Annotated in this window: 7 protein-coding genes; 2 read left to right on the forward strand and 5 right to left on the reverse strand. The window is 73.5% G+C overall.

Annotated features, from left to right (window positions below; genetic code table 11):
- The first annotated feature begins 34 nt into the window (after positions 1–34).
- Complete coding sequence (locus tag QRY02_RS15285) at positions 35–1,705, forward strand: ABC transporter ATP-binding protein (protein ID WP_285992182.1); 1,671 nt, start codon at positions 35–37, stop codon at positions 1,703–1,705.
- Positions 1,702–3,453 (forward strand): ABC transporter ATP-binding protein, encoded by a 1,752-nt coding sequence (locus QRY02_RS15290; RefSeq protein WP_285992183.1) that lies wholly within the window; start codon positions 1,702–1,704, stop codon positions 3,451–3,453. Before QRY02_RS15285 ends, QRY02_RS15290 begins: the two co-directional genes overlap by 4 nt.
- A gap of 43 nt (positions 3,454–3,496) precedes the next feature.
- Here QRY02_RS15290 and QRY02_RS15295 read toward each other — a convergent pair whose 3' ends face one another.
- From QRY02_RS15295 to QRY02_RS15315, 5 genes are all read right to left on the reverse strand, one after another.
- Positions 3,497–4,372: an RICIN domain-containing protein gene (locus tag QRY02_RS15295; protein ID WP_285992184.1), complete on the reverse strand. Its 876-nt coding sequence runs from the start codon at positions 4,370–4,372 to the stop codon at positions 3,497–3,499.
- 116 nt (positions 4,373–4,488) lie between these two features.
- Positions 4,489–4,698, reverse strand: a complete 210-nt coding sequence (locus tag QRY02_RS15300) for an MbtH family protein (protein ID WP_285992185.1) — start codon at positions 4,696–4,698, stop codon at positions 4,489–4,491.
- 11 nt (positions 4,699–4,709) lie between these two features.
- Positions 4,710–5,735, reverse strand: coding sequence for an ABC transporter substrate-binding protein (locus tag QRY02_RS15305; protein ID WP_285992186.1), 1,026 nt, complete (start codon positions 5,733–5,735; stop codon positions 4,710–4,712).
- Positions 5,736–5,821: 86 nt separating this feature from the next.
- Positions 5,822–6,235, reverse strand: a complete 414-nt coding sequence (gene panD / locus QRY02_RS15310) for an aspartate 1-decarboxylase (RefSeq protein ID WP_043787605.1) — start codon at positions 6,233–6,235, stop codon at positions 5,822–5,824.
- Between the two features lie 2 nt (positions 6,236–6,237).
- On the reverse strand, positions 6,238–24,297 hold the full coding sequence (locus tag QRY02_RS15315) for a non-ribosomal peptide synthetase (RefSeq protein ID WP_502874206.1): 18,060 nt from the start codon (positions 24,295–24,297) through the stop codon (positions 6,238–6,240).
- Between the last annotated feature and the right edge of the window lie 108 nt (positions 24,298–24,405).

The raw sequence follows: 24,405 nt of genomic DNA on the forward strand, positions 1-24,405 counted from the left end.
CTTACCTATCCCAGCTCTGGAGAGGGAGGCGCGGGTGAGCACGACGGGACGGCAGGTCCTCCGCCGGTCGATCGCCGGGCAACGACGACCGGTGGTGCTCGCGGCGCTGCTGACCGCGGGCCACCAAGGCGGCGAAGCACTGGTCCCGGTGGTGATCGGCGTGGTCATCGACCAGGCCGTCGCGGGCGGCTCGGTGGGCACGCTCATCAGCTGGCTGGCGGTGCTCGGCGTGCTCTTCGCCGCGCTGTCGACCAGTTACCGCCTGGGGGCCCGCTTCGGCGAGCGCGCCGCCGAACGCGCCGCCCACGACCTCCGCCTCGACGTCGGACGCCGGGTGCTGCACCCCGGCGGCGTCGCCGGCTCCGGCACCCTCGCCGGCGAGCTGGTGAGCATCGGGACGTCGGACGCCAAGCGCGTCGGCACCGTCAACGGCGTCCTGCCCTTCGGTGTCGCGGGCCTGGCCGGGCTGCTGGTCAGCGCCGTGGTGCTGCTCACCATGTCGCTGCCGCTCGGCCTGCTCGTGCTGCTCGGCACGCCGCCGATGCTGTACCTGGCGCACCTGATCGGGAAGCCCCTGGAACGCCGGAGCGAGGCCGAGCAGGAGCGCTCGGCGTTCGCCTCCGGCGTCGCCACCGACCTCGTCGCCGGGCTGCGGGTGCTCAAAGGCGTCGGCGCCGAACGCGCCGCCGTCGCCCGCTACCGGCGGACCAGCCAGGACTCGCTGCGGGCGACGCTGCGCGCGGCGCGCGCCCAGGCCTGGCACAACGGCGCGCTGCTGGCGCTCACCGGGATCTTCATCGCCGTCGTCGCCCTCGTCGGCGGCACCCTGGCCGCGGCCGGCGACATCAGCGTCGGCGACCTGGTCGCCGCGGTCGGGCTCGCGCAGTACCTGATCACGCCGTTCACCATCTTCTCCTGGGTCAACGGCGAACTGGCGCAGGGCCGGGCGTCGGCCGCGCGGATCGCCGAAGTGCTGAACGCGGCCCACGCCGTCGGCGCCGGGGACGCGGCCCTGCCGGTTCCGGCGGCCGGGCACGTCAAGCTGTCCGCGCTGAACCGCGGTGCCCTGCGCGACGTCGGCTTCGAAGCGCGTCCGGGCGAGCTGCTGGGCGTGGTGGCCACCGACCCGGCCGCCGCGACCGACCTCCTCGATTGCCTGGGCCGCGCCGCCGATCCCGCGGGCGGCTCGGTGTCGGTCGACTCGGTGGACCTGTCCACTGTGGATCCGAGCCGGGTCCGTGAGGTGGTGCTGGTCGCCGCGCACGACGCCGATCTGTTCGCCGGGACGGTCGCCGAGAACGTGACCACCGGGCCGAAGAGCGCCGAGGCGATGACCGCGGCCGCCGTCGACGAGGTGGCGAGCGCGCTGCCCGACGGCGTCGCGACCGCCGTCACCGAACGCGGCCGGTCGCTCTCGGGTGGGCAGCGGCAGCGGGTCGCGCTCGCCCGGGCGCTCGCCGCCGACGCGCCGGTGCTGGTGCTGCACGACCCGACGACCGCCGTCGACACGGTCACCGAGGCGCGGATCGCCGCCGGACTCGCCGAACTGCGCCGCGGCCGCACCACGATCCTCGTGACCACCAGCCCGGCGCTGCTCGCCGCCACCGACCGCGTCGTCCTGCTCGACGACGGGCGGGTCGCGGGCGAAGGCAGTCACGCCGAACTGGCCGGCCGGCCCGACTACCGAGCGGCGGTGCTGTCATGACCCGCGAACTCCTCCCCGTGGCCGACGGCCGCCGGATCCGCGCCGTGCTCGGCGAGCTCGCCGGCCGGGCGAAAGGCCGCGCGGCGGCCGCGTTCGCGATGCTCGTCGCGGCCACCGCGATCGGCCTGCTGACCGCGCCGCTGCTCGGCCGGGTCGTCGACCTGGTCGCCACCCGCCGCCCGGCCGCCGAGCTGGTCACGCCGATCGCAGGGCTGGTGCTCGTCGCGGTGGCGCAGGCGGTGGCGACCGCGATCGGGGTGTCGCTGGTGGCGCGGCTGGGCGAGACGATCCTGGCCGAGCTGCGCGAACGCTTCGTCGAGCGCGCGCTCGGCCTGCCGCTCGAACAGCTCGAGCGCGCCGGGTCCGGCGACCTCACCGCCCGCGTCACGAACGACGTGTCGGTGGTGGCCGAGGGCGTCCGGCAGGCGCTGCCCGAGCTGGGGCGGTCGGTGCTGACGGTCGTGCTGACACTCGGTGCGCTGGCCGTGCTGGACTGGCGGTTCCTGCTGGCGGCGCTGCTGGCCGTGCCGATCCAGCTGTGGACCGTGCGCTGGTACGTGCCGCGCGCGAAGCCGTTGTACGCCGCCCAGCGCGAGGCGGTCGGGGCGCAACAGCAGCAGCTGCTGGACACCATCGGCGGCGCGAAGACGGTCCGGGCGTTCCGGCTGGCGGACACCCACCTGGAGCGGGTGCGGGACCGGTCCGAGGCGGCCGTCTCGCTCGCGTTGCGGGGAATCCGGCTGGTGACGCGGTTCTACGCGCGGCTCAACCTGGCGGAGTTCGTCGGGCTGTCGGCCGTGCTGGCGCTGGGGTTCGTGCTGGTGGGCGCGGACGCGGTGACGGTCGGCGTCGCGACGGCGGCGGCGTTGTACTTCCACAGCCTGTTCGGGCCGATCACGACGGCGCTGGCGCTGGTCGACGACGCCCAGGCGGCCGCCGCCAGCCTCGCGCGGCTGATCGGCGTCGCGGATCTGCCCGCCGAAGCGTCGCCTTCGCAGCCGGCACGGCCGGTGGACGCGTCGGTCAAGACGGCGGGAATCGGGTACTCCTATGTGGACGGTCACCCGGTGCTGCGGGACGTCGACCTCGGTGTCGCGCCCGGCGAACGGGTGGCGCTGGTCGGCGCGAGCGGAGCGGGGAAGACGACGCTGGCCAAGCTGATCGCCGGCATCCACCGCCCGGACACGGGCTCGGTCACCCTCGGCGGTGTGGCCCTGGAGGAGCTGGGGCCGGAGGCCACGCGGCGGACGGTGGGGCTGATCAGCCAGGAGGTCCACGTCTTCGCGGGCCCGCTGGCCGAGGACCTGCGGCTCGCCCGCCCGTCGGCGACCGACGCCGAGTTGCGGGCCGCGCTGGCCAAGGTGGGCGCGCTGACCTGGGTTTCGTCCCTTCCGGACGGTCTCGCGACGGTCGTCGGCGAAGGCGGTCACCAGCTGACGGTGACGCAGGCGCAGCAGCTGGCCCTGGTCCGGCTGGTGCTGGCCGACCCGCCGATAGCGATCCTCGACGAGGCCACGGCCGAGGCGGGCAGCGCGGGTTCGAAGGTCCTGGAAGCGGCGGCCGCGGCGGCCTTGGAGGGACGCACGGCGCTGGTCGTGGCGCACCGCCTCACCCAGGCGGCGGCATCGGACCGGATCGTGGTCCTCGACGAGGGGGCGGTCGTGGAGTCCGGAACCCACGAGGACCTGGTCGCCGCCGGTGGCCGGTACGCGAAGCTGTGGGCGGCTTGGTCCGGCCAGCGCGCCTGACGCCAGTGCCGGCCGATCCCGGCCGGCACCGTGGTCGAACAGCTCAGGCGACGACGAGGCTCCACTTCTGCCAATTCGCCAGGGAAGTGCGCTCGTAGGTCGTGATGTCGTCGGTGCGCGGCGTGAGGTAGTTGCCGCTGGCGACGTTGCGCACCCGGACCGTGCCGACCAGGTCCGGCTCGATCCGCCACTGCTGCGCGGGGTCGTCCGCAGCGCAGGCACTCACCAGATCGACGCGGGGCAGTCCGAACGACCCGGTGCGCAGGCAGGTGCCGGACGCGAGGTTGCGCAGCTGGACCACGCCGTCGCCGAGTTCGACCCGCTGGAACTTCTGTTCCACCGCAACGGTGCAGGCCGGCAACTGGACAGCGGTGCCACTGGCCGCGGCGCACTTGCGCTCCGACACGCTCTGGAGCCGGACGATCTGGCCACTGGTGTCCGCCGGCGGAGCCGGTGCGTTCCCGGTGACCCTGACCTGCCACCGCTGGTAGTCAGTGCGGCGCGCGTCCGCCAGGAACACGCCGAAATCGTCGTACAGGGTGGTGTCGGCCACCTGGCCCGTCTTGGCGTTCGTCAGCCGGTCGCCGGTGAGCACCCAGTACTGCTCCTCGTCCTCGTCGTCGCATTCGTAGCGGACGACGTGGCTGATTCCCTTCAAACAGGTTCGGTCGCCGAGGTTGCGGAAGATCACCCTGTCGGCGTCCACGCGGATCTGCTCCCACTGCTGGTTTTCCGCGCCGGTGCAGTCCTCCACCGTCGCCCAGGCGTAGGTCGGTGCCCCGACGGCGAGGCATTTGCCAAGGGCGACACTCTTGATTTCGAGCGTCTGATTGGTTTCCGCCATCGCGGGAGCCGCGACTCCCAATCCCATGGCCACTGCTGCCGCGATGACGGCAAAGATGCGCGATCTGAGTTTCACCCGGCGGACGATACCGATCTCGGGGGAAAGGGGGACACCGAATTAAATTGCGACGGGGCTGAATGGCGGACACGCCGGAAGCCAAATGGCTCCCGGCGTGCCGTGCGGGAAGAAAGTCAGGCGCCCATGGCGTCGGCCAGGGACCGGGGGCGCATGTCCGTCCAGTTCGCCTCCACGTGGTCCAGGGCCTCCTGGCGGGACGCGGGGCCGAAAGCGACCGTCCAGCCGGCCGGGACGTCGGCGGAGTCCGGCCACAGGCTGTGCTGGTTCTCGGCGTTCACCAGGACCAGGTACGTGCCGTCGGGGTCTTCGAACGGGTTGGTCATCGCGGGCCTCCTCAGGCGGTGATGTCCGTGCGGGCACCCTTCACCAGCGCGGTCAGCTTCTGGATGACCGGCGTGGCGAGCAGGTGGTTGAAGCGCGGCTCGGCCGACCAGTCGCCCAGCTGGTTCGCCTTGACCGCGGGCAGCTGGTTCCAGGTCGGGAACTGCGTCATCTGGGCGCGCGGCAGCGCGTACGAGCGCGAGTCGGTCAGGATCAGGTCCGCCGGGTACTTGCCCGCCTGCTCCCAGGACAGCTGCTCCCAGTAGTCCTCACTGCCGCCGCCGGAGACGATGTCCAGGCCGAGCTCGCGGTAGTACGCGAGGTCGGCGAAGAAGTCCGGCTTCGCGATGTACAGGCCGTCCTTGTCGCCGTAGAGCACCAGGACCTTGAGCCCGGCCTTCTCCTTCGCGGCCGCACGCAGGTCTTCCGACGCCTTGTCGAAGTCGTCCTTGGCCTTCTTCACGGCGTCGGAGTTCGCGTCGCCGCCCAGCGCGACGGCCAGCTGCGAGTAGCGCTCGATCACCTTGGGCAGCGTGACCTTGTACTCCGACAGCGCGACGATCGGGGCGACCTGCTGCACCTTGGGGCCGAGGTCGTCGGTGAGCACCCACATGTCCGTCGGCTTGGTGCCGGTCAGGCCGGTGACGACCAGGTCCGGCTTCAGCGCGGCGAACTTCTCCATGCTGAAGTCGTCCCAGGCGTTGCCGATCGAGGTGACGGCGTTCAGGTCGATGTTGCCGGCCTGGATCTCCTTGCCGCCGTCGGCCGTCTTCTGCGGGCCGAAGACGCCGACCGGGCGGACGCCGTAGTCCCACAGCGCCGCGGCCGAGCTGGCGTAGGCCACCACCCGCGCGGGACGCTGGTCGCGCGCGGCCTTCAGGCCGCGGTCGTCGGTGAACTCCCAGGGACCGGAGGCGGCGCCGGCCTTCTTGTCGTCGTTGCTGCCGCACGCGGTGAGGGCCGCCGCGGCAGCGACGCCACCCGCCCCGATCAGGAATCCACGCCGGCTGAGCCCGGCAGCGCCTTGGAACACGGACATGAGAGCCTCTCGCCGATCTTTAGGATAGGCACACCTTATTTAGGGCATCCTGCCAAAAGCAACCGCACCGGCGGAACGTGACTGTGTCAACGCCCACGGCCCGACAGCTGCGCTTCCGCTCCCGGCACCGGTTCGGCCGGGTCGTGGCCCAGGTGGACCTGCCGGTTGTCCGCGTCCACGTGCACCACCCGCGGCCGGTGCCCCGCGCGCTCGGCCTCTTCCACCTGCGCGTAGGTGATGATGATGACGAGGTCGCCGGGGTGCACGAGGTGCGCGGCCGCGCCGTTCACGCCGATCACGCCGGATCCCGGCTCGCCGGTGATGGCGTAGGTCTCCAGCCGCGCGCCGTTGGTGATGTCGACGACCTGGACCTTCTCCCCCTCGACGATGTCCGCGGCGGCCATCAGGTCGGCGTCGATGGTCAGCGAGCCGACGTAGTGCAGGTCGGCCTGGGTGACGGTGGCGCGGTGGATCTTGGCGTTCATCAGGGTGCGGTGCACGTCTACTCCGTGTTCTCGGTCAACACCGCGGCCAGCCCGGCCGGGGTGGGGGTGCGGAAGAACTCCGCGATGGCCAGCTCGGTCCCGAGCCGCTCGGTGATCCGGTTGCGCAGGACCACCAGGAGCATCGAGTGCCCGCCGAGGGTGAACAGGTCGTCGTCGGCGCCGACGGCGGCGACGTCCAAAACCTCCGCGAAGATCTCGCAGAGCGCCTTCTCCGTGGCCGTTTCAGGGGCCCGGCCGCGGGTTTCGAACTCGGGCACCGGCAACGCCGCCCGGTCCAGCTTCCCGTTGGGCGTCACGGGGAACGCGTCCAGGGGGACGATCGCCGCGGGCACCATGTACTCCGGCAGGGACCGGGCGGCGAACTCCCGCAGCCGCGCGGGATCCGCGGTCGCCGGGGTGACGTAGGCGACCAGCCGCTTGTCCCGGTCCTCGCGGACGACGACCAGGGCCTGCGCGACGTCGTCGTGGCAGGCCAGTGCCGTCTCGATCTCGCCCGGTTCGATCCGGAAGCCGCGGATCTTGACCTGGTCGTCGGTGCGGCCGAGGTATTCGAGCTGCCCGTCCGGCCGCCACCGCACCAGGTCGCCGGTGCGGTACATCCGCTCCCCCGGTTCGAACGGCGAGGCGACGAACCGGTCCGCGGTGAGCGCCGGACGCCCGTGGTAACCGCGGGCCAGCCCGGCGCCGGCCAGGTACAGCTCCCCCGGCACCCCGGCCGGCACCGGCGAAAAACCGCCGTCGAGGACGTACGCGCGCGTGTTGTGCACCGGACGGCCGACCACCGGCCGGTCGGCGTCGCCGAAGCGGCCGACCAGCGCGTCCACCGTGGCCTCGGTCGGGCCGTAGAGGTTGTACGCCTGCGTGCCCGGCATCGATCCCAGGGTCTCCCACAGCGTCTGCGAAACGGCTTCACCGCCGACGCCGACCACGCCGAGGGCGCACCGGCCGTCCGAGATCACTCCGGCGGCGGCCAGCTGCGCGAAGTGCGACGGCGTGAGTTCGAGGAAGTCGAGCGCGCGCTCACGCACCACCGCCGCCAGCCGCTCCGGGTCGCGGCGGGTGTCGTCGTCGACGACGTGCACCTCGTGCCCGTCGAGCAGCCACAGCTGCGGCTGCCAGGACGCGTCGAAGAAGAACGCCCACGCGTGCCCGACCCGCAGCCGCCGCCCACCGGCCGCGGCGACGGCCGGGCGGTAGAGCGTCTCGCGGTGGCTGTGGAACAGGTTGACCAGCCCGGCGTGCGGGATGACCACGCCCTTGGGTTTGCCCGTCGAACCGGAGGTGTAGAGCACGTACGCCGGGTTCGCGGGCGACGGCGGGGTGAGCACGACGGAACTGTCCACTGTGTCCTCGAGTACGTCCTCGACGAACAGCGCGCCCGGAACGACGGAAGCGAGCGAGCGGCTGCTCAGCACCAGCGCGGGACCGGCGTCGGCCAGGATCGCCGAAATCCGGTCCACCGGCTGGTCCGGGTCGACCGGCAGGTAGGCGGCGCCTGTCTTGAACACCCCGAAGATCGCCTCGACGACCGCCGCGGACCGCGGCAGCACGAGCGCCACGACCTTCTCGGGACCCGCACCGCGGGAAGCCAGCCACCGGGCGAGGCGGTCGGTCCGCGCGGCAAACTCGGCGAAGGTGACGCTCGACCGAGCGTCGCTCAGCGCGGTCGCGTCCGGGGTCGCCGCCACCTGGGCGGCCAGCCGGTCCACGACGGTCGGCGCCGGGAGCGTCAGCGGCGCCCCCGCGCCCCAGTCGCGCAGGATCCGGTCGCGCTCGGCAGCGTCGAGGACGTCGATCCGGCTCAGCGGCCGGTCCGGGTCCGCGACGACCGCCGCCATCACCCGGACCAGGCGCTCGGTGAGCGTCCGGGCGGTCGGCTCGTCGAAGAGGTCGAGGCTGTATTCGAGGTCGCCGTCGATGCCGTCGGCCGTCTCGACCAGGTCGAACGACAGGTCGAACTTCGCCTGCCGCAGCCCGGTGTCGCGGTAGGCCACGTCGAGCCCGAGCAGCCGGTCCGGCTCCGCGCCCGAGTGGTAGACCGCGAGCATGACCTGGAACAGCGGGTGCCGGGCCAGCGACCGGGGCGGGTTGAGCAGCTCGACGAGGTGCTCGAACGGCAGGTCCTGGTGGGCGTACGCGGCCAGGTCGGCCTCGCGGACGCGGTCGAGGAGCTGCCGGAACGTCGGGTCGCCGCCGGTGTCGGTGCGCAGGACCAGGGTGTTGACGAAGAACCCGGCGAGGTCTTCCAGGGCGTGGTCGGAACGGCCGGCCACCGGCGTCCCCAGGGGGATGTCGGTGCCCGCGCCGAGCCGGGTCAGCAGGGCGGCCAGCACCGCCTGCAGGACCATGAAGGTGCTGGTGTCGCTGCGGTGGGCCAGTTCCCGCAGGCCGCGGTGCACGGAAGCGGGCACGGTGAACGGCACGGCGGCGCCGCGGTTGGTCGAGCGCGCCGGGCGCGGCCGGTCGGCCGGGAGCGCCAGCTCGTCGGGGATGCCCGCGAGGGTGTCCCGCCAGAAGGCCGCCTGCCGGCCGAGGAGGCTGTCCGGGTCGTCGGCGCGGCCGAACATCTCCCGCTGCCACAGGGTGTAGTCCGCGTACTGCACCGGTAACGGCGTCCACTGTGGACGTTCACCGCGCAGCCGGGCCGCATACGCGGTGTCGAGGTCCCGCTTCAGCGGCGGCAGCGACCAGCCGTCGCCCGCGACGTGGTGCACCAGCAGCACGAAGACGTGCCGGTCCGGGCCGGCCGACACCAGCGTCGCCCGGACCGGGATCTCGGCGTCGAGGGTGAAGCAGTAGGACGCCGCGGCTGCGACGCGCTCGTCGAGGTCCGCCGCCGGCACGGACTCGGTGACCAGCACCGGGTCCGCGCGGTCGAGCACCACCTGCCGTGGGGTGCCCTGCTCCTCGGCCAGGAGCGTCCGGAGGACCTCGTGGCGGGCCACGACGTCACCCAACGCGGCCTGGAGCGCGACCGAGTCGACCGGGCCGGTCAGTTCCCACGCCCACGGGATGTTGTAGGTCGCGGACAGCCCGTCCAGGCGGTCGAGGAACCACAGCCGCTGCTGCGCGAACGACAGCGGCAGGACGTCCGGCCGCTCGGCCGGGACCAGCGCCGGACGGCTGCGGCGGCCCGGGTCCAGGGCTTCGGCGAGCCGGGCCGGGGTCGGCGCGTCGAACACCGCCCGGATCGGCACCTCGACGCCGAGCAGCGCGCGGATCCGGCTGACCAGACGCGTCGCCAGCAGCGAGTGGCCGCCGAGGGTGAAGAACCCGTCGTCCGGGCCGACCGCCGCGACGCCGAGGACGTCGGCGAACAGCTCGCACAGCGCCTGTTCGGCGGGCGTCCGCGCGACCCGGCCGGACGTGCGCACCTCCGGGTCGGGCAGGGCGGCGCGGTCGAGCTTGCCGTTGGCGTTGACCGGCAGCTCCGGCAGCACGACGACGGCCGAGGGCACCAAGTGCTCCGGAAGGCGCTCGGCCACCGAAGCCCGGAGTGCCACCGGGTCGCCGGACGGCGCCACGTAAGCGATCAACCGGTCGTCCCGGGCGATCACGGCCGCGCGCGCCACCGAGGCATCCGAGGTCAGCACGGCTTCGACTTCGCCGGGCTCGACCCGGAAACCACGGATCTTGAGCTGCTGGTCGGCGCGCCCGACGAAGTCCAGGGCGCCGTCGGGGCGGCGGCGGACGAGGTCACCGGTCCGGTACATCCGCTCCCCCGGCTCGAACGGCGAGGCGACGAACCGTTCGGCGGTGAGCGACGGCCGGCCGAGGTAGCCCCGCGCGACGCCGGCGCCGGCGAGGTAGAGCTCACCGCGCACGCCCGGCGGCACCGGCCGCAACGCGGCGTCGAGGACGTACGCCCGGGTGTTGGCGATCGGCCGCCCGATCGCCACCGGCCCGCAGACCTGGGCCAGGCTGTCTCCGGCGGCTTCCGAACAGCCGTAGAGGTTGACCAGTTTCGCCGACGGCCAGCGGGCCGCGACCTTCTCGGCGAGAGCGGCCGGAAGCGGCTCACCGCTGGTGATCCAGGTCGTCACCGAGTCGAACGCGCCGGCCGGCGCGTCCTCGGCGAAGCTGTCGAGGAGGCTCGGCACCACGGTGAGCACCTGCGCGCCGGACTCGCGGACGAATCCGGCCAGGGCCATCGGGTCGGTGGCCGTCGCGTCGTCGGCGAGGACCACCGGGTCGCCCGCGACCAGGCCGCCGAGCAGCTCCGTCGAGCCGTCGATGAACGTCAGCGCGCTCTTGGCCAGGCGCACGCCCTGGGCGACGTCCCGGCCCCAGTGCAGCCGGTTGGCCAGGGCTCGCTGGGTTCCGGCGACCGCCTTCGGGCGGCCGGTGGAGCCGGACGTGAAGATCACGTACGCCGGGTGGTCCGGGCTGATCGACGGCCAGGCCGGTTCCGGCCCGGAGTCGCCCGGCCGGACGAGCCGATCCTCGAAGCCCTCCAGGGCGATGACCAGGTGCGGGGCCGCGTCGGTGAGCATCAGTTCGATGCGCTCGGCCGGGTGGTTCAGGTCCAGGGGCAGGTAAGCGGCGCCGGTCTTGAGCACCGCCAGCAGCGCGACGACCAGGTCCACCGACCGCGGCAGCGCGACCGCGACCACGCGCTCCGGCGCCGCCCCCCGCGCGAGCAGCGCCCGGGCGAGCGCCGCGGCCCGCGTGTCCAGTCCGGCGTAGGTGAGCCGCTCGGAGCCGAACGTCAAGGCGAGCGCGTCCGGAGTCCGCGCGACCTGGGCCGCGAACAGCCCGGCGGGCGTCTGGGCCGGCAGGGGTGTCGCGGGGTCGGCGGCGAGTTGCTCGCGCTCGGCACCGGTGAGCAGGTCGACGGCGCCGATCCTCGTGTCCGGGTCGGCGACGACGGCGGCCAAGAGCGTCCGCAGCCGCTCCAGGATCGCCTCGACACTCGCGCGGTCGAAAACGTCGCTGTTGTACTCGGCCGTACCGCGGATCCCGGCCTGGTGCCCGGGCCGCTCGCCGACGAAGAACGTCAGGTCGGCCCGCGCGGTCCCGGTGCGGACGGGCTCCTCCACGACGGTGAGGCCCGGTAGCGCGAGGTCGGCGACGGCGTTGTTCTGCCAGGCCAGCATCGTCTGGAACAGCGGGTGGTAGGCCAGCGACCGGGCCGGATTGAGGGCCTCGACCAGCCGCTCGAACGGCACGTCCTGGTGGGCGTAGGCGTCGAGGCTGCGGTCCCGCACCTGGGCGACGAGGTCGCGGAACGAGGGGTCGCCGCCGGTGTCGACGCGCAGGACCAGGGTGTTGACGAAGAACCCGACGAGGTCGTCGAGCGCGGCGTCGGTGCGGCCGGCGATGGACGTGCCGAGCGGGATGTCGGTGCCGGCGCCGAGCCGGGTGAGCACCGCGGTGAGCCCGGCGTGCACGACCATGAACACGCTCGCGCCGCAGGCTCGGGCCAGGTCGACGAGTCCACTGTGGAGTTCGGCGTCCCAGCCGAAGGCGAACTGCTCGCCGCGGTAGGACGCCTCCGCCGGGTGCGGCCGGTCGGTCGGCAGCTCGATCCGCTCCGGCAGCCCGGCGAGGGCTTCGCGCCAGTAGGCCAGCTGGGGTTCGATCACCGGCTCGCCGAGGACGTCCCGCTGCCACAGCGTGTAGTCCGCGTACTGCACCGGCAACGGCGTCCACTGTGGAGCCTCACCGGCCCGGCGGGCGGTGTAGGCCATCGCGAGGTCCCGCCACAGCGGCGCGGTCGACCAGCCGTCGGAGGCGATGTGGTGGAACACCAGCACCAGGACGTGCTCGCGGGCACCCAGGCGCAGCAGCTGCGCCCGCAGCGGGATCTCCGCCTCCAGCTCGAACACCGTGCCCGCCACCTCGGATACCGCATCGGCGAGGGTGGCCTCGGTGACCGCGCGGACCGGCAGCGGGATCGTGACGTCGCCGAGGACGAGCTGCCGGGCCACGCCGTCGATCTCGGGAAAGACCGTGCGCAGGGCTTCGTGGCGCTCGACAACATCGGACAGCGCCGTGCGCAGCGCATCGACGTCGAGGTCGCCGGTCAGCCGGACCGCCGTCGGCATGGTGTAGGTCGCCGACGGGCCTTCCAGCCGGTGCAGGAACCACAGCCGCTGCTGCGCGAACGACAGCGGCAGCACGTCCGGTCGCGGCTCGGCGCGCACGAGCGCGGGCCGGGCCTGCTCGGCGGTGGCCAGCAGCGCGGCCAGCCCGGCCACGGTCGGCGTCTCGAACACCGAACGCACCTGCAGTTCGACGCCGAACACCGCGCGCAGCCGGGCGACCAGCCGGGTCGCCATCAGCGAATGCCCGCCGAGGGCGAAGAAGTCGTCGTCGACGCCGATCGATCCCGTGTCGAGAACCTCGGCGAAGAGCCCGCAGAGGACTTCTTCGACCGGCGTCCGCGGGGCCCGGCCCGCGGGGGCGGCCTGCTTGTCGGGGCTCGGCAAGGCGCGCCGGTCCAGCTTGCCGGAGGCCAGCAGCGGGAGCCGGTCCAGCAGCACGAACGCCGACGGCACCATGTACTGCGGCAGCCGGTCGCGGGCGTGCGCCCGCAGCGCCGCCACCAGCGCGCTCGTGTCCCGCTGCCCGGCCGGGTGGTTGCCCAGCGCGTCGAGGACGGCCCGGACCGGGCGGCCGCGGTGGATCCGGGTGGGCTCGCCGGTGGTGAACACGGCTTCGAGCTCCCCTTCCTGCGCGGTGAGCGTCGCGTACACCCGGTAGCCCAGGCGTTCACCCAGCGCGTGCAGCGTTTCCGGGTCCACACCGGACGGCTCGCCGTCCAAAGCGGACAACGCCGCGTCGGCGTCCCCCGCGGCCAGCGCCGTGACGGCGGCGAGTTCGCCGGACAACCGGGCGTCCGGCACGCCGGTGACGCGCAACCGGGCCGGGCGGGCCGCCAGGACCCGCTCCAGCTCGGCCACCGAGGCGAAGGCGACGACCTGCTCTTCGGCCGCTTCCGGCCGCGGAGCCTTCCGCAGCACGACGTCGTAGCGGTGCCGGGTCAGCTCGTTGTGCGCGGTGCCGCGCTTGATCCACAGGTCGACGTCGCCGAAGCCGTCGAGTTCCCGGGCCAGGACCGCGAAGAAGTCCGGGTCGAGGACCAGCTCGCCTTCCCGCGCGATCGCCTGGTCCACCGCCGCCGCGTCCCGGCGGCCGTGCCGCAGTTCGGTCGCGGTCCGGAAGGCCCGCAGCGAGCGCAGGTTCCGGATGTCGCCGAGGAAGAGCACGCCACCGGGGCGCAGCCGGGCCGCGGCCGTGCGGAGGACTCCGGCGAGGTAGCCGACGCTCGGGAAGTACTGGGCGACCGAGTTGATGATCACCGTGTCGAAGTCCGGCAGTTCGCCCAGGTCGTGGGCGGGCCGCGCGGCCAGGTGGACCTTGCTCGCGAACGGCGTCGCCGCGAGTTCGCGCCGCAGGTTGGCGATGGCCTTCTCGGACAGGTCGACGCCCCAGTACTCCTCGGCGTCCGGGGCGATCCGCGACAGGATCAGGCCGCTGCCGACACCGATCTCCAGGACGCGCTTCGGCCGCAGGGACCGGATCCGGTCGATCGTCGCCGCGTGCCATTCCCGCATCTCGGCGAGGGGGATCTCCGAGCCGTCGTAGCTGGAGTTCCAGCCGGTGAAGTTCTCCTCGAGCCCACCGGACGCGGCTTCGGTGAAGACGTTCTCGTGCAGCTCGCGCCACTCGCCGACGTGGTCCAGTTCCGCTTCTTCGTCCCGCCCGGCCGACGGCACGGCGTAGGCGATGAGGCGCCCGTCCCGGGCGACGACGACGGACTGCCCGACGGCCGGGTGCTCGGCGAGCACGGACTCGATCTCGCCGAGTTCGACGCGGTAGCCGCGGATCTTGACCTGATCGTCGGCGCGGCCGAGGAACACGAGCCGCCCGTCCGGCAGCCATTTCACCAGGTCACCCGTGCGGTAGAGACGTCCGCCGGAACCGAACGGGTCGGCGACGAACCGCTCCGCCGTCAACCCAGGGCGCCCGAGGTAGCCGCGGGCCAGGCCGCTGCCGGCGAGGTACAGCTCCCCCACCACGCCGGGCGGGACCGGCCGCAGCCCGGCGTCGAGCACGTACGCGCGAGTGCCGGGGTCGGGGATGCCGATCGGGACGACCGTCGCGTCCGCCGGCTCGGCCGGGTCACACTCCCCGAGCGTCGAGTTGGTGGTCGCCTCGGTCGGGCCGTAGGCGTTGAACATCCGCCGCCCCGGCGCCCAGCGGCGCACCAGCTCCGGCGACACGCGCTCGGTGCCCGCCAGCAGCACGCTGCCGCGCGGGAGGTCGAGGTCCGCCGGCATGGCGTCGAGCAGGGCGGGCGGCAGGATCATGAAGTCGACGCCGTGGGCGTGCGCGTACTCGGTGAGCGCCGGGCCCGCGACCCGCCGCTCGGCCGGGACGACGACCAGCCGGCCGCCCGAGAGCAGGCCGAGGCAGAGGTCCCAGAAAGCGACGTCGAAACTCGGCGACGCGAACTGCAGCACCCGGCTGTGCGGGCCGACGCCGAAGCGTCCGACCTGGGTGGCGACCAGCTTCGCGACGCCGGAGTGCTGGAGGACGACGCCCTTCGGCCGCCCGGACGAGCCGGACGTGTAGATCACGTACGCCGCGTTCTCCGGCGCGATCGTGACCTGGGGGTCCTCAGTGGACATTCCGGCGAGCGCCGCGTCGTCGAGGAGGACCCGTGGCAGGGCCGCGGGCAGCTTCGCCTCGACGTCCCGGGTCGTCACCACGCAGACCGGGGCCGCGTCGTCGGCCATGTAGGCGATCCGGTCGCCCGGGTAGTCGACGTCGATCGGCAGGTACGCGGCACCGGCCTTGAGCACCGCCAGCTCGGCGATGATCATGTCCACCGACCGCGGGACGGCCAGCGCGACGACCCGCTCCGGCCCGGCGCCGCGGGAGAGCAGCAGGTGCGCGAGGCGGTTGGCGCGGGCGTTCACCTCGGCGTAGGTGAGCTCGACGTCCTCGAACACGAGCGCCACCGCGTCGGGGGCCTCGGCGACGCGGCGGGCGAACATCCCGGGGAACGTCTCGGTGCCCGCCGGGTCGAGGCATCCGGCCCATTCGGTCAGTACGCGGTCGCGCTCGTCGCCTTGGAGAAGGTCCAAGGCCCCGACCGGGCGGTCGGGCTCGGCCGCGGCCGCGCGCAGCAGGACTTCGAGGCGGCGCAGGATCGCGTTCGCGCCGGCGTGGTCGAAGACGTCGGCGTTGAATTCGAGGACCCCGGCGATCCCGGCGTCGCGCTCGGTCAGCGAGATCGACAGGTCGAACTTCGAGGTCCCGGTGGTCACCGGGAGCTCGGTGACGGCCAGGCCGGGCAGGGTCACGTCGGCCCGGGCGTTGTTCTGCCCGGCGATCATGACCTGGAACAGCGGGTGGTAGGACAGCGACCGCGCCGGGTTGAGCACTTCGACCAGGCGCTCGAAGGGCACGTCCTGGTGGGCGTACGCGTCGAGGTTGCGCTCGCGGACCCGGGCGAGCAGCTCGCGGAAGGTCGGCTCGCCACCGGTGTCGACGCGCAGGACCAGGGTGTTGACGAAGAACCCGACGAGGTCGTCGAGCGCGGCGTCGGTGCGGCCGGCGATCGGCGAGCCGATCGGCACGTCGGTGCCCGCACCGAGGCGCGTGAGCAGGGCCGCGAGGGCCGCGTGCACGACCATGAACACGCTGGCGCCGCTCTCGCGGGCCAGGTCGGCCAGGCCGGCGTGGAGCCCGGCGTCCCAGGTGAAGGTGTGCAGCTCGCCGCGGAAGGTCGCGGTCGCCGGGTGCGGCCGGTCCAGGGGCAGCTCGATCCGGTCCGGCAGGCCGTCCAGTGCCGTCCGCCAGTAGTCCAGCTGGGCGCTCAGCACGCTGTCCGGGTCGTCTTCGTGGCCGAGCAGCTCCCGCTGCCACAGCGTGTAGTCCGCGTACTGCACCGGCAGCGGCGTCCACTGTGGAGCCTCACCGGCCCGGCGGGCGGCGTAGGCCGTGGCGATGTCGCGCCACAGCGGAGCCATCGACCAGCCGTCGGAGGCGATGTGGTGGAACACCAGCGCGAAGACGTGCTCACGGGCGCCCAGCCGCAGCAGCTCCGCGCGCACCGGCACCTGCCGCTCCAGCTCGAACGACCCGCGGACCAGCCCGGTCAGGGCCTCGTCGAGATCGGTGACCTCGCGGACGGGGAGGTCGATCTCTTCGGCCGGGAGGACGTCCTGGTAGGGCACGCCGTCCCGCTGCGGGAACCGGGTGCGCAGCGCTTCGTGCCGGGCGACCACGTCCGTCAGCGCCCGCCGCAGCGCCTCGACGTCGAGGTCGCCTTCGAGCCGCATGACCAGCGGGACGTTGTAGGTGGCCGACGGCCCTTCGAGGTGGTGCAGGAACCACAGCCGCTGCTGGGCGCCGGACAACGGGACGAGCTCCGGACGGCGCGCGGGGAGCAGCGGCGGCCGCGCGGCACCGCGGGCGGTGGCGAGCGCCCCGGCCAGGCCCGCGGGGGTCGGCGTCTCGAAGACCGCCCGCACCTCGAGTTCGGCGTGCAGGGCGGTGCGCACGCGGGCGATCAGCCGGGTGGCCAGCAGCGAGTGCCCGCCGAGGGCGAAGAAGCTGTCGTCCGGGCCGACCCGCGGCAGGCCGAGGACGTCGGCGAACAGCGCGCACAGCTCCCGTTCGACCGGGGTGCGCGGCTCGCGGTCGGAGACGGGCGCGGTCACGTCCGGGGCCGGCAGCGCGCGGCGATCGAGCTTGCCGTTCGCCGTCACGGGAAGCGCGTCGAGCACGACGATCGCCGACGGCACCATGTGCTCGGGCAGCCGTCCGGCGGCCAGGGCACGCAGGTCCGCGGGCAGGGCGGTGCTGAGGCGCGAGCGCCGGGGGTTGCCGGTGTAGGAGAGCAGCGGGTCCGGGCCGGGCCGGAACGCGCCGGCCGGGTCGCCGGTCGTGAACAGGACGTCGACCGAGCCGTCGCCGGCCGCGGACCAGGTGACGACGGCACCGAGTGCGAACCAGTCCTCGGGGTTGACGCCTTCGGTGATCCGCCCGTTGGGGACGCCCTCGACGCGCAGGCCGTCGCGGATCCGGCCGGCCACCTCCTCCACGGTGGACACGTCGGTGCCCCACCTCAGCGTCTCCACCGGGCGCGGCTCGGCGGCACCGGGGCGCAGGACCACGTCGTAGCGGTACTGGGTCAGTTCGTTGACCGCCCGGCCGCGCTTGACCCGGATGTCCGCCGCGACCCCGTCGAGGCCCGCGAAGAACTCCGGCGCGACGAGCAGCTCCTTCTCCCGCAGCAGCCGCTGTTCGACGTCGCCGCCGCGTGCCCGGGCCACGGCGGTGTGGAACGCCCGGACCTGGCGCAGGTCCCGGACGTCCCCGACGAAGAGCGAGCCGCCGGGCGCCAGCAGCGCCAGCGCCTGGCGCACGACGTCGAGGAGGTACGTCCCGCTCGGGAAGTACTGGACGACGGAGTTGAGCACGATGGTGTCGAAGAACCCGGCCGGCAGGCCGGTGAAGTCGGCGGCGTCACCGGTGCGCAGTTCGACGCGTGCGGCGAGCGCGGGATCGGCCACGACCCGCTCGCCCAGCGAAGCGATCACCTCGGCGGAGAAGTCCGTGCCCCAGTAGGCCTCGCAGTGCGGGGCCAGCCCGGTCAGGAGCAGGCCGCTGCCGACGCCGATCTCGAGCACCCGCCGCGGCGCCAGCTCGCGGATCCGGGTGACGATGGCGTCGCGCCACTCGCGCATCTCCGCGCGCGGGAGCGGCTCGCCGGTGTAGCTGGAGTTCCAGCCGGCGAACTCGTCGCCGTCGCCCGAGTACATCGAGTCGTACAGTTCCCGCCACTCGCCGACCTGCTCGGTCTCCTCCTCGGCCGAACCGGAGGTGTCGGCCGGGACGACGTACCCGACCAGGCGGACGTCGCCGGGGCGGTCTTCGCGGGCGACGACGACGGCGTGGGCGACGTCGTCGTGCGCGGCCAGGGTCGCGGCGATCTCACCGGGTTCGACGCGGAACCCGCGGATCTTGATCTGCTCGTCGCCGCGGCCGAGGAACTCCAGCACGCCGCCGGGGCGGAAGCGGGCGAGGTCGCCGGTGCGGTACATCCGGGTGCCGGGCGCGCCGAACGGGTCGGCGACGAACCGCTCGGCGGTGAGCCCGGCCCGGCCGAGGTAGCCGCGGGCGAGCTGGACGCCGGCCAGGTACAGCTCGCCGGGGGTGCCCGGCGGGACCGGGCGCAGGGCGGCGTCGAGGACGTAGGTGCGGGTGTTCCACACCGGACGTCCGATCGGGACGGCCGTGTCGCCGGAGGACGTCCGCCACGAGGTGACGTCGACCGAGGCTTCGGTCGGGCCGTAGAGGTTGTGCAGCTCGGCGTCCAGGACTTGGCCGAACTGCGCGACGGCGTCCGGGGGCAGGGCTTCGCCACTGCACAGCACCCGGCGCAGGCTCGTGCACTCCCCCGCCGCCGGCTCCTGGAGGAAGACCTGGAGCATCGACGGGACGAAGTGGACGGTCGTGATGTCCCGTTCGCGGATCAGCCGGGCGAGGTAGGCGGGATCCTTGTGCCCGTCCGGCCGGGCGAGCACCTCGGTGGCGCCGGTGATCAGCGGCCAGAGGAATTCCCACACCGAAACGTCGAAGCTGGACGGCGTCTTCTGCAGCACGCGGTCGTCCGGGGTGAGGCCGTACTCGTCCTGCATCCACAGCAGCCGGTTCACGATCCCGGCGTGCGGGACGACCACGCCCTTCGGCCGGCCCGTCGACCCGGAGGTGTAGATGACGTACGCCGGGTTCTCCGGCCGCGGCACGACTTCCGGCGGCTCGGCCGAGACTCCGGCCAGGATGTCCGGGTCGTCCAGGAGCAGGGCGCCCGGGACGGCGGTGTCCGCGACGGCCAGCACCAGCGCGGGGTCGGCGTCTTCGAGCATGAAGGCGATGCGGTCGGCCGGGTAGCCGGGGTCGAGCGGCAGGTAGGCCGCGCCCGCCTTGAGGACGGCGAGGATCGCCGTGACCAGGTGCGTCGAACGGGGCAGCGCCAAGGCGACCACGCGCTCGGGCCCGGCGCCCCGCGCGGCCAGCACGCGGGCCAGGCGGGTGGAGACGGCGTCGAGCTCGGCGTAGGTGAGTTCTTCGTCCTCGAACACCAGCGCGGGGTGGCCGGGCGTCCGCGCGGCCTGGGCGGCGAACAGCTCGGGCACGGTGACCGCCGGGACGTCCTCGACCGCACCCGACCAGGTCTGTTCGAGGCCGTCACGCTCGGCCGGGGTGAGCACGTCGAGGGAGCCGAGGCGGCGGTCCGGGGCGGCGGCGACCTGGCGGAGCAGGGTTTCCAGGCGGTCGAGGACGCCGGTCACGGTGGCCCGGTCGAACACCTCGGCGTTGAACTCGGCCTGGCCGTGCAGGCCGTCGGCCCGCTCGGTGAAGGAGAACCAGAGGTCGAACTTGGCCGTGCCGGTGCCGACGGACCGCTCGGTCACGGTCAAGCCGGGCAGTTCGACGCCGGTGCCGGGGGTGTTCTGCCAGGCGAGCATCGTCTGGAACAGCGGGTGGTGGGCCAGCGACCGCGCCGGGTTGAGGGCCTCGACCAGCCGCTCGAACGGCACGTCTTGGTGGGCGTAGGCGTCGAGGCTGCGCTCGCGCACCCGGGCGACGAGCTCGCGGAACGACGGATCGCCGCCGGTGTCGACGCGCAGGACCAGGGTGTTGACGAAGAACCCGACCAGGTCGTCCAGGGCCGGGTCGGTGCGGCCGGCGATCGGGGTGCCGATCGGGATGTCGGTGCCCGCGCCGAGCCGGGTGAGCAGCGCCGTCAGGCCCGCGTGCACGACCATGAACGGGCTGGCGCCGCAGGCGCGGGCGAGGTCGGCGAGCCCGGCCCGGAGCCCGGCGTCCCAGGTGAAGGTGAAGAATCCGCCGCGGTAGGCCGAGACCGGCGGGTGCGGCCGGTCGAGCGGCAGCGGGATCCGGCCGGGCAGGCCGTCGAGGGCTTCCCGCCAGTAACCGAGCTGGGCCGCCTCTTCGGTGGCGAGGAGATCTCGCTGCCAGAGCGTGTAATCCGCGTACTGCACGGGCAGCGGCGTCCACTGGGGAGCGTCGCCGCGCAGGCGGGCGCGGTAGGCCGTCGCGATGTCCCGCCACAGGGGCGACAGCGACCAGCCGTCGGCGGCGATGTGGTGCACGACCAGGACCAGCACGTGCCGCCGCGGGTCGACGGCCAGCAGTTGCGCGCGCACCGGCACCCCGGCACCGAGGTCGAACACGCCGCGCACGAGCGCGGCCACTTCGGCGTCCACATCGGACGCTTCGCGGACGGTCAGTTCCACCGTCCCTTCGGGAAGCACCTGCTGGTGCGGCACGCCGTCGACGACCGGGAACACCGTCCGCAACGCCTCGTGCCGGTCCAGGACGTCGGCGAGCGCCGAACGCAGCGCGTCGACGTCGAGCTCGCCGGCCAGCTCCATGACGAGCGGGACGTTGTAGGTCGCCGAGCCGCCTTCCAGCCCGTGCAGGAACCACAGGCGCTGCTGCGCGAACGACAGCGGCAGCCGGTCCGGCCGCTCGGTGACGCGCACGAGCGGGCGCCGCCCGGTCTCGGTGACGGCGCCGGCCAGGAGGTCCGCGAGCGCGGCCGGCGTCGGCGCGTCGAACACCGCCCGCACCGGCACTTCGGCGCCGACGGCCGCGCGGATGCGCTGGACCAGCCGGGTGGCCAGCAGCGAGTGCCCGCCGAGCGCGAAGAAGTCGTCGTCCGGTCCGGCCTGCGGCACCCCGAGGACGTCGGCGAACATCTCGCAGAGCAGCTGCTCGACGGGGTTGCGCGGCGCGCGGCCCGGCCCGGCGGCGAACCGCTCGGGGCTCGGCAGGGCCTTGCGGTCCAGCTTGCCGGAGGCGAGCACCGGCAGCCTGTCGAGGATCACGAACGCCGACGGCACCATGTACTGCGGCAGCCGGTCCCGGACGTGCGCGCGCAGCGATGCCACCAGCGCACCGGTCTCGCGGCGGCCCGCGGGGTTGTTGGCGTACGAGCCCGGCGCGCCGGTCTGACGCACCGGCCGGTAGGCGAGGGCCTCTTCGCCCCTCGTGAAGACCGCTTCGAGCGCACCGCCCTCGGCCGCCAAGGTGACCGCCACGCGGTAGCCGGCGCGCTCGCCGAGCCGGTACAGCTCCTCCGGGTCGACGCCGTCCCGGCGGCCGAGGGCGGCCAGGGCGGCCTCGGCGTCGCCGGTGTCCAGGGCGCGGACCGCGGCCAGTTCGCCGGCCAGCCGCGCGTCCGGGATCGCCGTGACGCGCAGCCTCTCCGGTGACTCGGCGGACAGGAACCGTTCCACCGCACCGAGGTCGCCGAACGTGACGACCTGCTCTTCGGCCGCTTCCGGCCGCGGGGCCTTCCGCAGCACGACGTCGTAGCGGTGCCGGGTCAGCTCGTTGTGCGCCCGGCCGCGCTTCACCCACAGGTCGACGTCGCCGAAGCCGCCGAGTTCCCGGGCCAAGACCGCGAAGAAGTCCGGGTCGAGGACCAGCTCGCCTTCCCGCGCGATCGCCTGGTCCACCGCGGCGATGTCGGTCCGGCCCCGGTGCAGCTCGACGGCGGTCCGGAAGGCCCGCAGCGAACGCAGGTTGCGGAGGTCGCCGAGGAAGATCGTGCCACCCGGCGCCAGCAGCCCGGCGGCCGTTTTCACGACTTCGGCGAGGTAGTCCGCGCTGGGGAAGTACTGGGCGACGGAGTTGACGATCACCGTGTCGAACGGCTCGTCCGGCAGCTCGCCGAGGTCGTGGGCGGGCCGGGCGGCGAGGTGGACCTTGCCCGCCAGTTCGGGCATGGCGGCGACTTCGCGCCGGACGTTTTCGATGGCACTCTCGGAAAGGTCGACACCCCAGTAGGTTTCGGCGTCCGGCGCGATCCGCGAGAGGATCAGCCCGCTGCCGACGCCGATCTCCAGCACCCGCTTCGGCTGCAGCGCACGGATCCGCTCGATCGTCGCCGCGTGCCATTCCCGCATCTCGGCGAGGGGCAGCTCCGAGCCGTCGTAGCTGGAGTTCCAGCCCGCGAAGTTCTCTTCGATACCGTGGGACCCGGCGAGCATCTCCTCGTGGACGTCGTGCCATTCGTCGACGTGGCCCTGCTCGGCCGCCTGGTCGCGGTCGGGCACCGGCACGGCGTAGGCGATCAGCTGCCCGTCCTGCGCGACGACGACCGACTGCCCGACGCGCGGGTGCTCGGCGAGCACGGACTCGATCTCGCCCAGCTCGATGCGGTAGCCGCGGATCTTGACCTGGTCGTCGGCGCGGCCCAGGAACACCAACCGGCCGTCGGGCAGCCACTTGACGAGGTCACCGGTCCGGTAGAGCCGTCCGCCGGAGCCGAAGGGATCCGCGACGAACCGCTCCGCGGTGAGCCCCGGCCGCCCGAGGTAGCCCCGAGCCAGCCCGCTTCCGGCGAGGTACAGCTCGCCGACGACCCCGACCGGCACCGGGGCGAGGTGCGCGTCGAGGACGTACGCCCGGGTGCCGGGGTCCGGCACACCGATCGGCACGGCCGAGCCGGGGAGGATCTCCGGGTCGCAGAGGCCGAGCGTCGAGTTGGTCGTCGCCTCGGTCGGGCCGTAGGCGTTGAACATCCGCCGCCCCGGCGCCCAGCGGCGCACCAGCTCCGGCGACACCCGTTCGGTGCCCGCCAGCAGCACGCTGTCCCGCGGCAGGTCGCAGTCTTCGGGGAATTCGGCGAGCAGCGCGGGCGGCAGGATCATGAAGTCGACGCCGTGGGCGTGCGCGTATCCGGCCAGTTCGGGGCCGGGCACCCGGCGCTCGGCCGGGATGATCACCAAGCGGCCACCGGAGAGCAGGCCGAGGCACAGGTCCCAGAAGGCGACGTCGAAACTCGGCGACGCGAACTGCAGCACCCGGCTGTGCGGGCCCACGCCGAACCGCTCGGCCTGCGTCGCGACGAGCTTCGCGACGCCCGCGTGGGAAACCACGACCCCCTTGGGCCGGCCGGTGGACCCGGAGGTGTAGATGACGTAGGCGGCATTCGCCGGGACGATCGCGGCGGCCGGGTCCGTCGCCGGGACGTCGTCCAGGCGCACCTCGTCGAGGACCACGACATCGCCGTCGAAAAGGCCGGCGAGTTCGCGGGTGGTGACCACGCACACCGGGCGGGCGTCGGCGACCATGAACGCGATGCGCGCGGCCGGGTAGTCCTGGTCCAGCGGCAGGTACGCGGCGCCGGCCTTGAGCACCGCGAGTTCGGCGACGATCATGTCCACCGATCGCGGCACGGCGAGCGCGACCACCCGCTCGGGACCCGCGCCGCGGCCGATGAGGACGTGGGCAAGCCGGTTCGCGCGGGCGTCGAGCTCGGCGTAGGTGAGTTCGACGTCCTCGAAGACGAGGGCCACCGCGTCCGGCGCCTCCCGGACGCGGGCGGCGAACAGCTCCGGCAGCGTCGACGGGGGTGCAGCCAGGTCCGTGTCGTTCCATTCCTCGAGCACGCGGTGCAGTTCCGGCGCCGCCATGAGGTTCAGCCGCGCGACCGGCCACTGTGGACGTTCCTGGGCGTCGGCCAGCAGGCGTCCGAGGTGGTCCAGCATCCGGTCCACAGTGGACTCGTCGAGGACGTCGGCGCGGTAGTGCACGCCGTCGGCGGTCAGGTTCAGGTCGAGCGGGAGACCGGTTTCGGCGCCGAAACCGACGTTGACGAACACCGATCCCCCGCGGCCGGGCTCGGGCTTCAGCTCGGCGACCAGGTCTTCGAAAGGAACTTCGTGCGCCAGCGCCGCTTCTCGCGCCTCACGCACGCGGGCGACGACGTCGGCGAGCCCGGGGGTGCCGCCCAGATCCACCCGGAGCGGTACCAGCGCGCCGATGCCGAGCACGACATCGGCGGTGCCCGCATACCGGGACAGCAGCACGGTGAAGGCCGCGAGGAGCGTCAGCTCGTCGGCCGCGGGCAGCGGCCGGACCAGCGTCGCCCGGGCACCGGGCCGCGCGGGGTACGGCCGGTCGACCGGCAGCGGCAGCTCCTTGGGCGCCGAAGCGAGGCGGTCGCGCCAAAACCCGAGCCTCGACACCTGCTGCTGCACAGCGTCACCGTTGCTCACCGGTAGACCAGCCTCCCGCTGCTCACGGCGCCCCATCGGGGCGCAAACTTAGGTGACCCTAACAAACGGATGGTGAGGATGCACTCCTGTACCATCGGTTAGCCTTAC

The organism is Amycolatopsis sp. DG1A-15b (assembly GCF_030285645.1).
In the GTDB taxonomy this organism is placed as follows: Bacteria; Actinomycetota; Actinomycetes; order Mycobacteriales; family Pseudonocardiaceae; genus Amycolatopsis.

Coding starts and splice junctions, on each gene's coding strand:
- QRY02_RS15290 (WP_285992183.1), top strand. CDS start 1,702: ATGACCCGCGAACTCCTCCCCGTGGCCGACGGCCGCCGGATCCGCGCC.
- QRY02_RS15300 (WP_285992185.1), bottom strand. CDS start 4,698: ATGACCAACCCGTTCGAAGACCCCGACGGCACGTACCTGGTCCTGGTG.
- QRY02_RS15305 (WP_285992186.1), bottom strand. CDS start 5,735: ATGTCCGTGTTCCAAGGCGCTGCCGGGCTCAGCCGGCGTGGATTCCTG.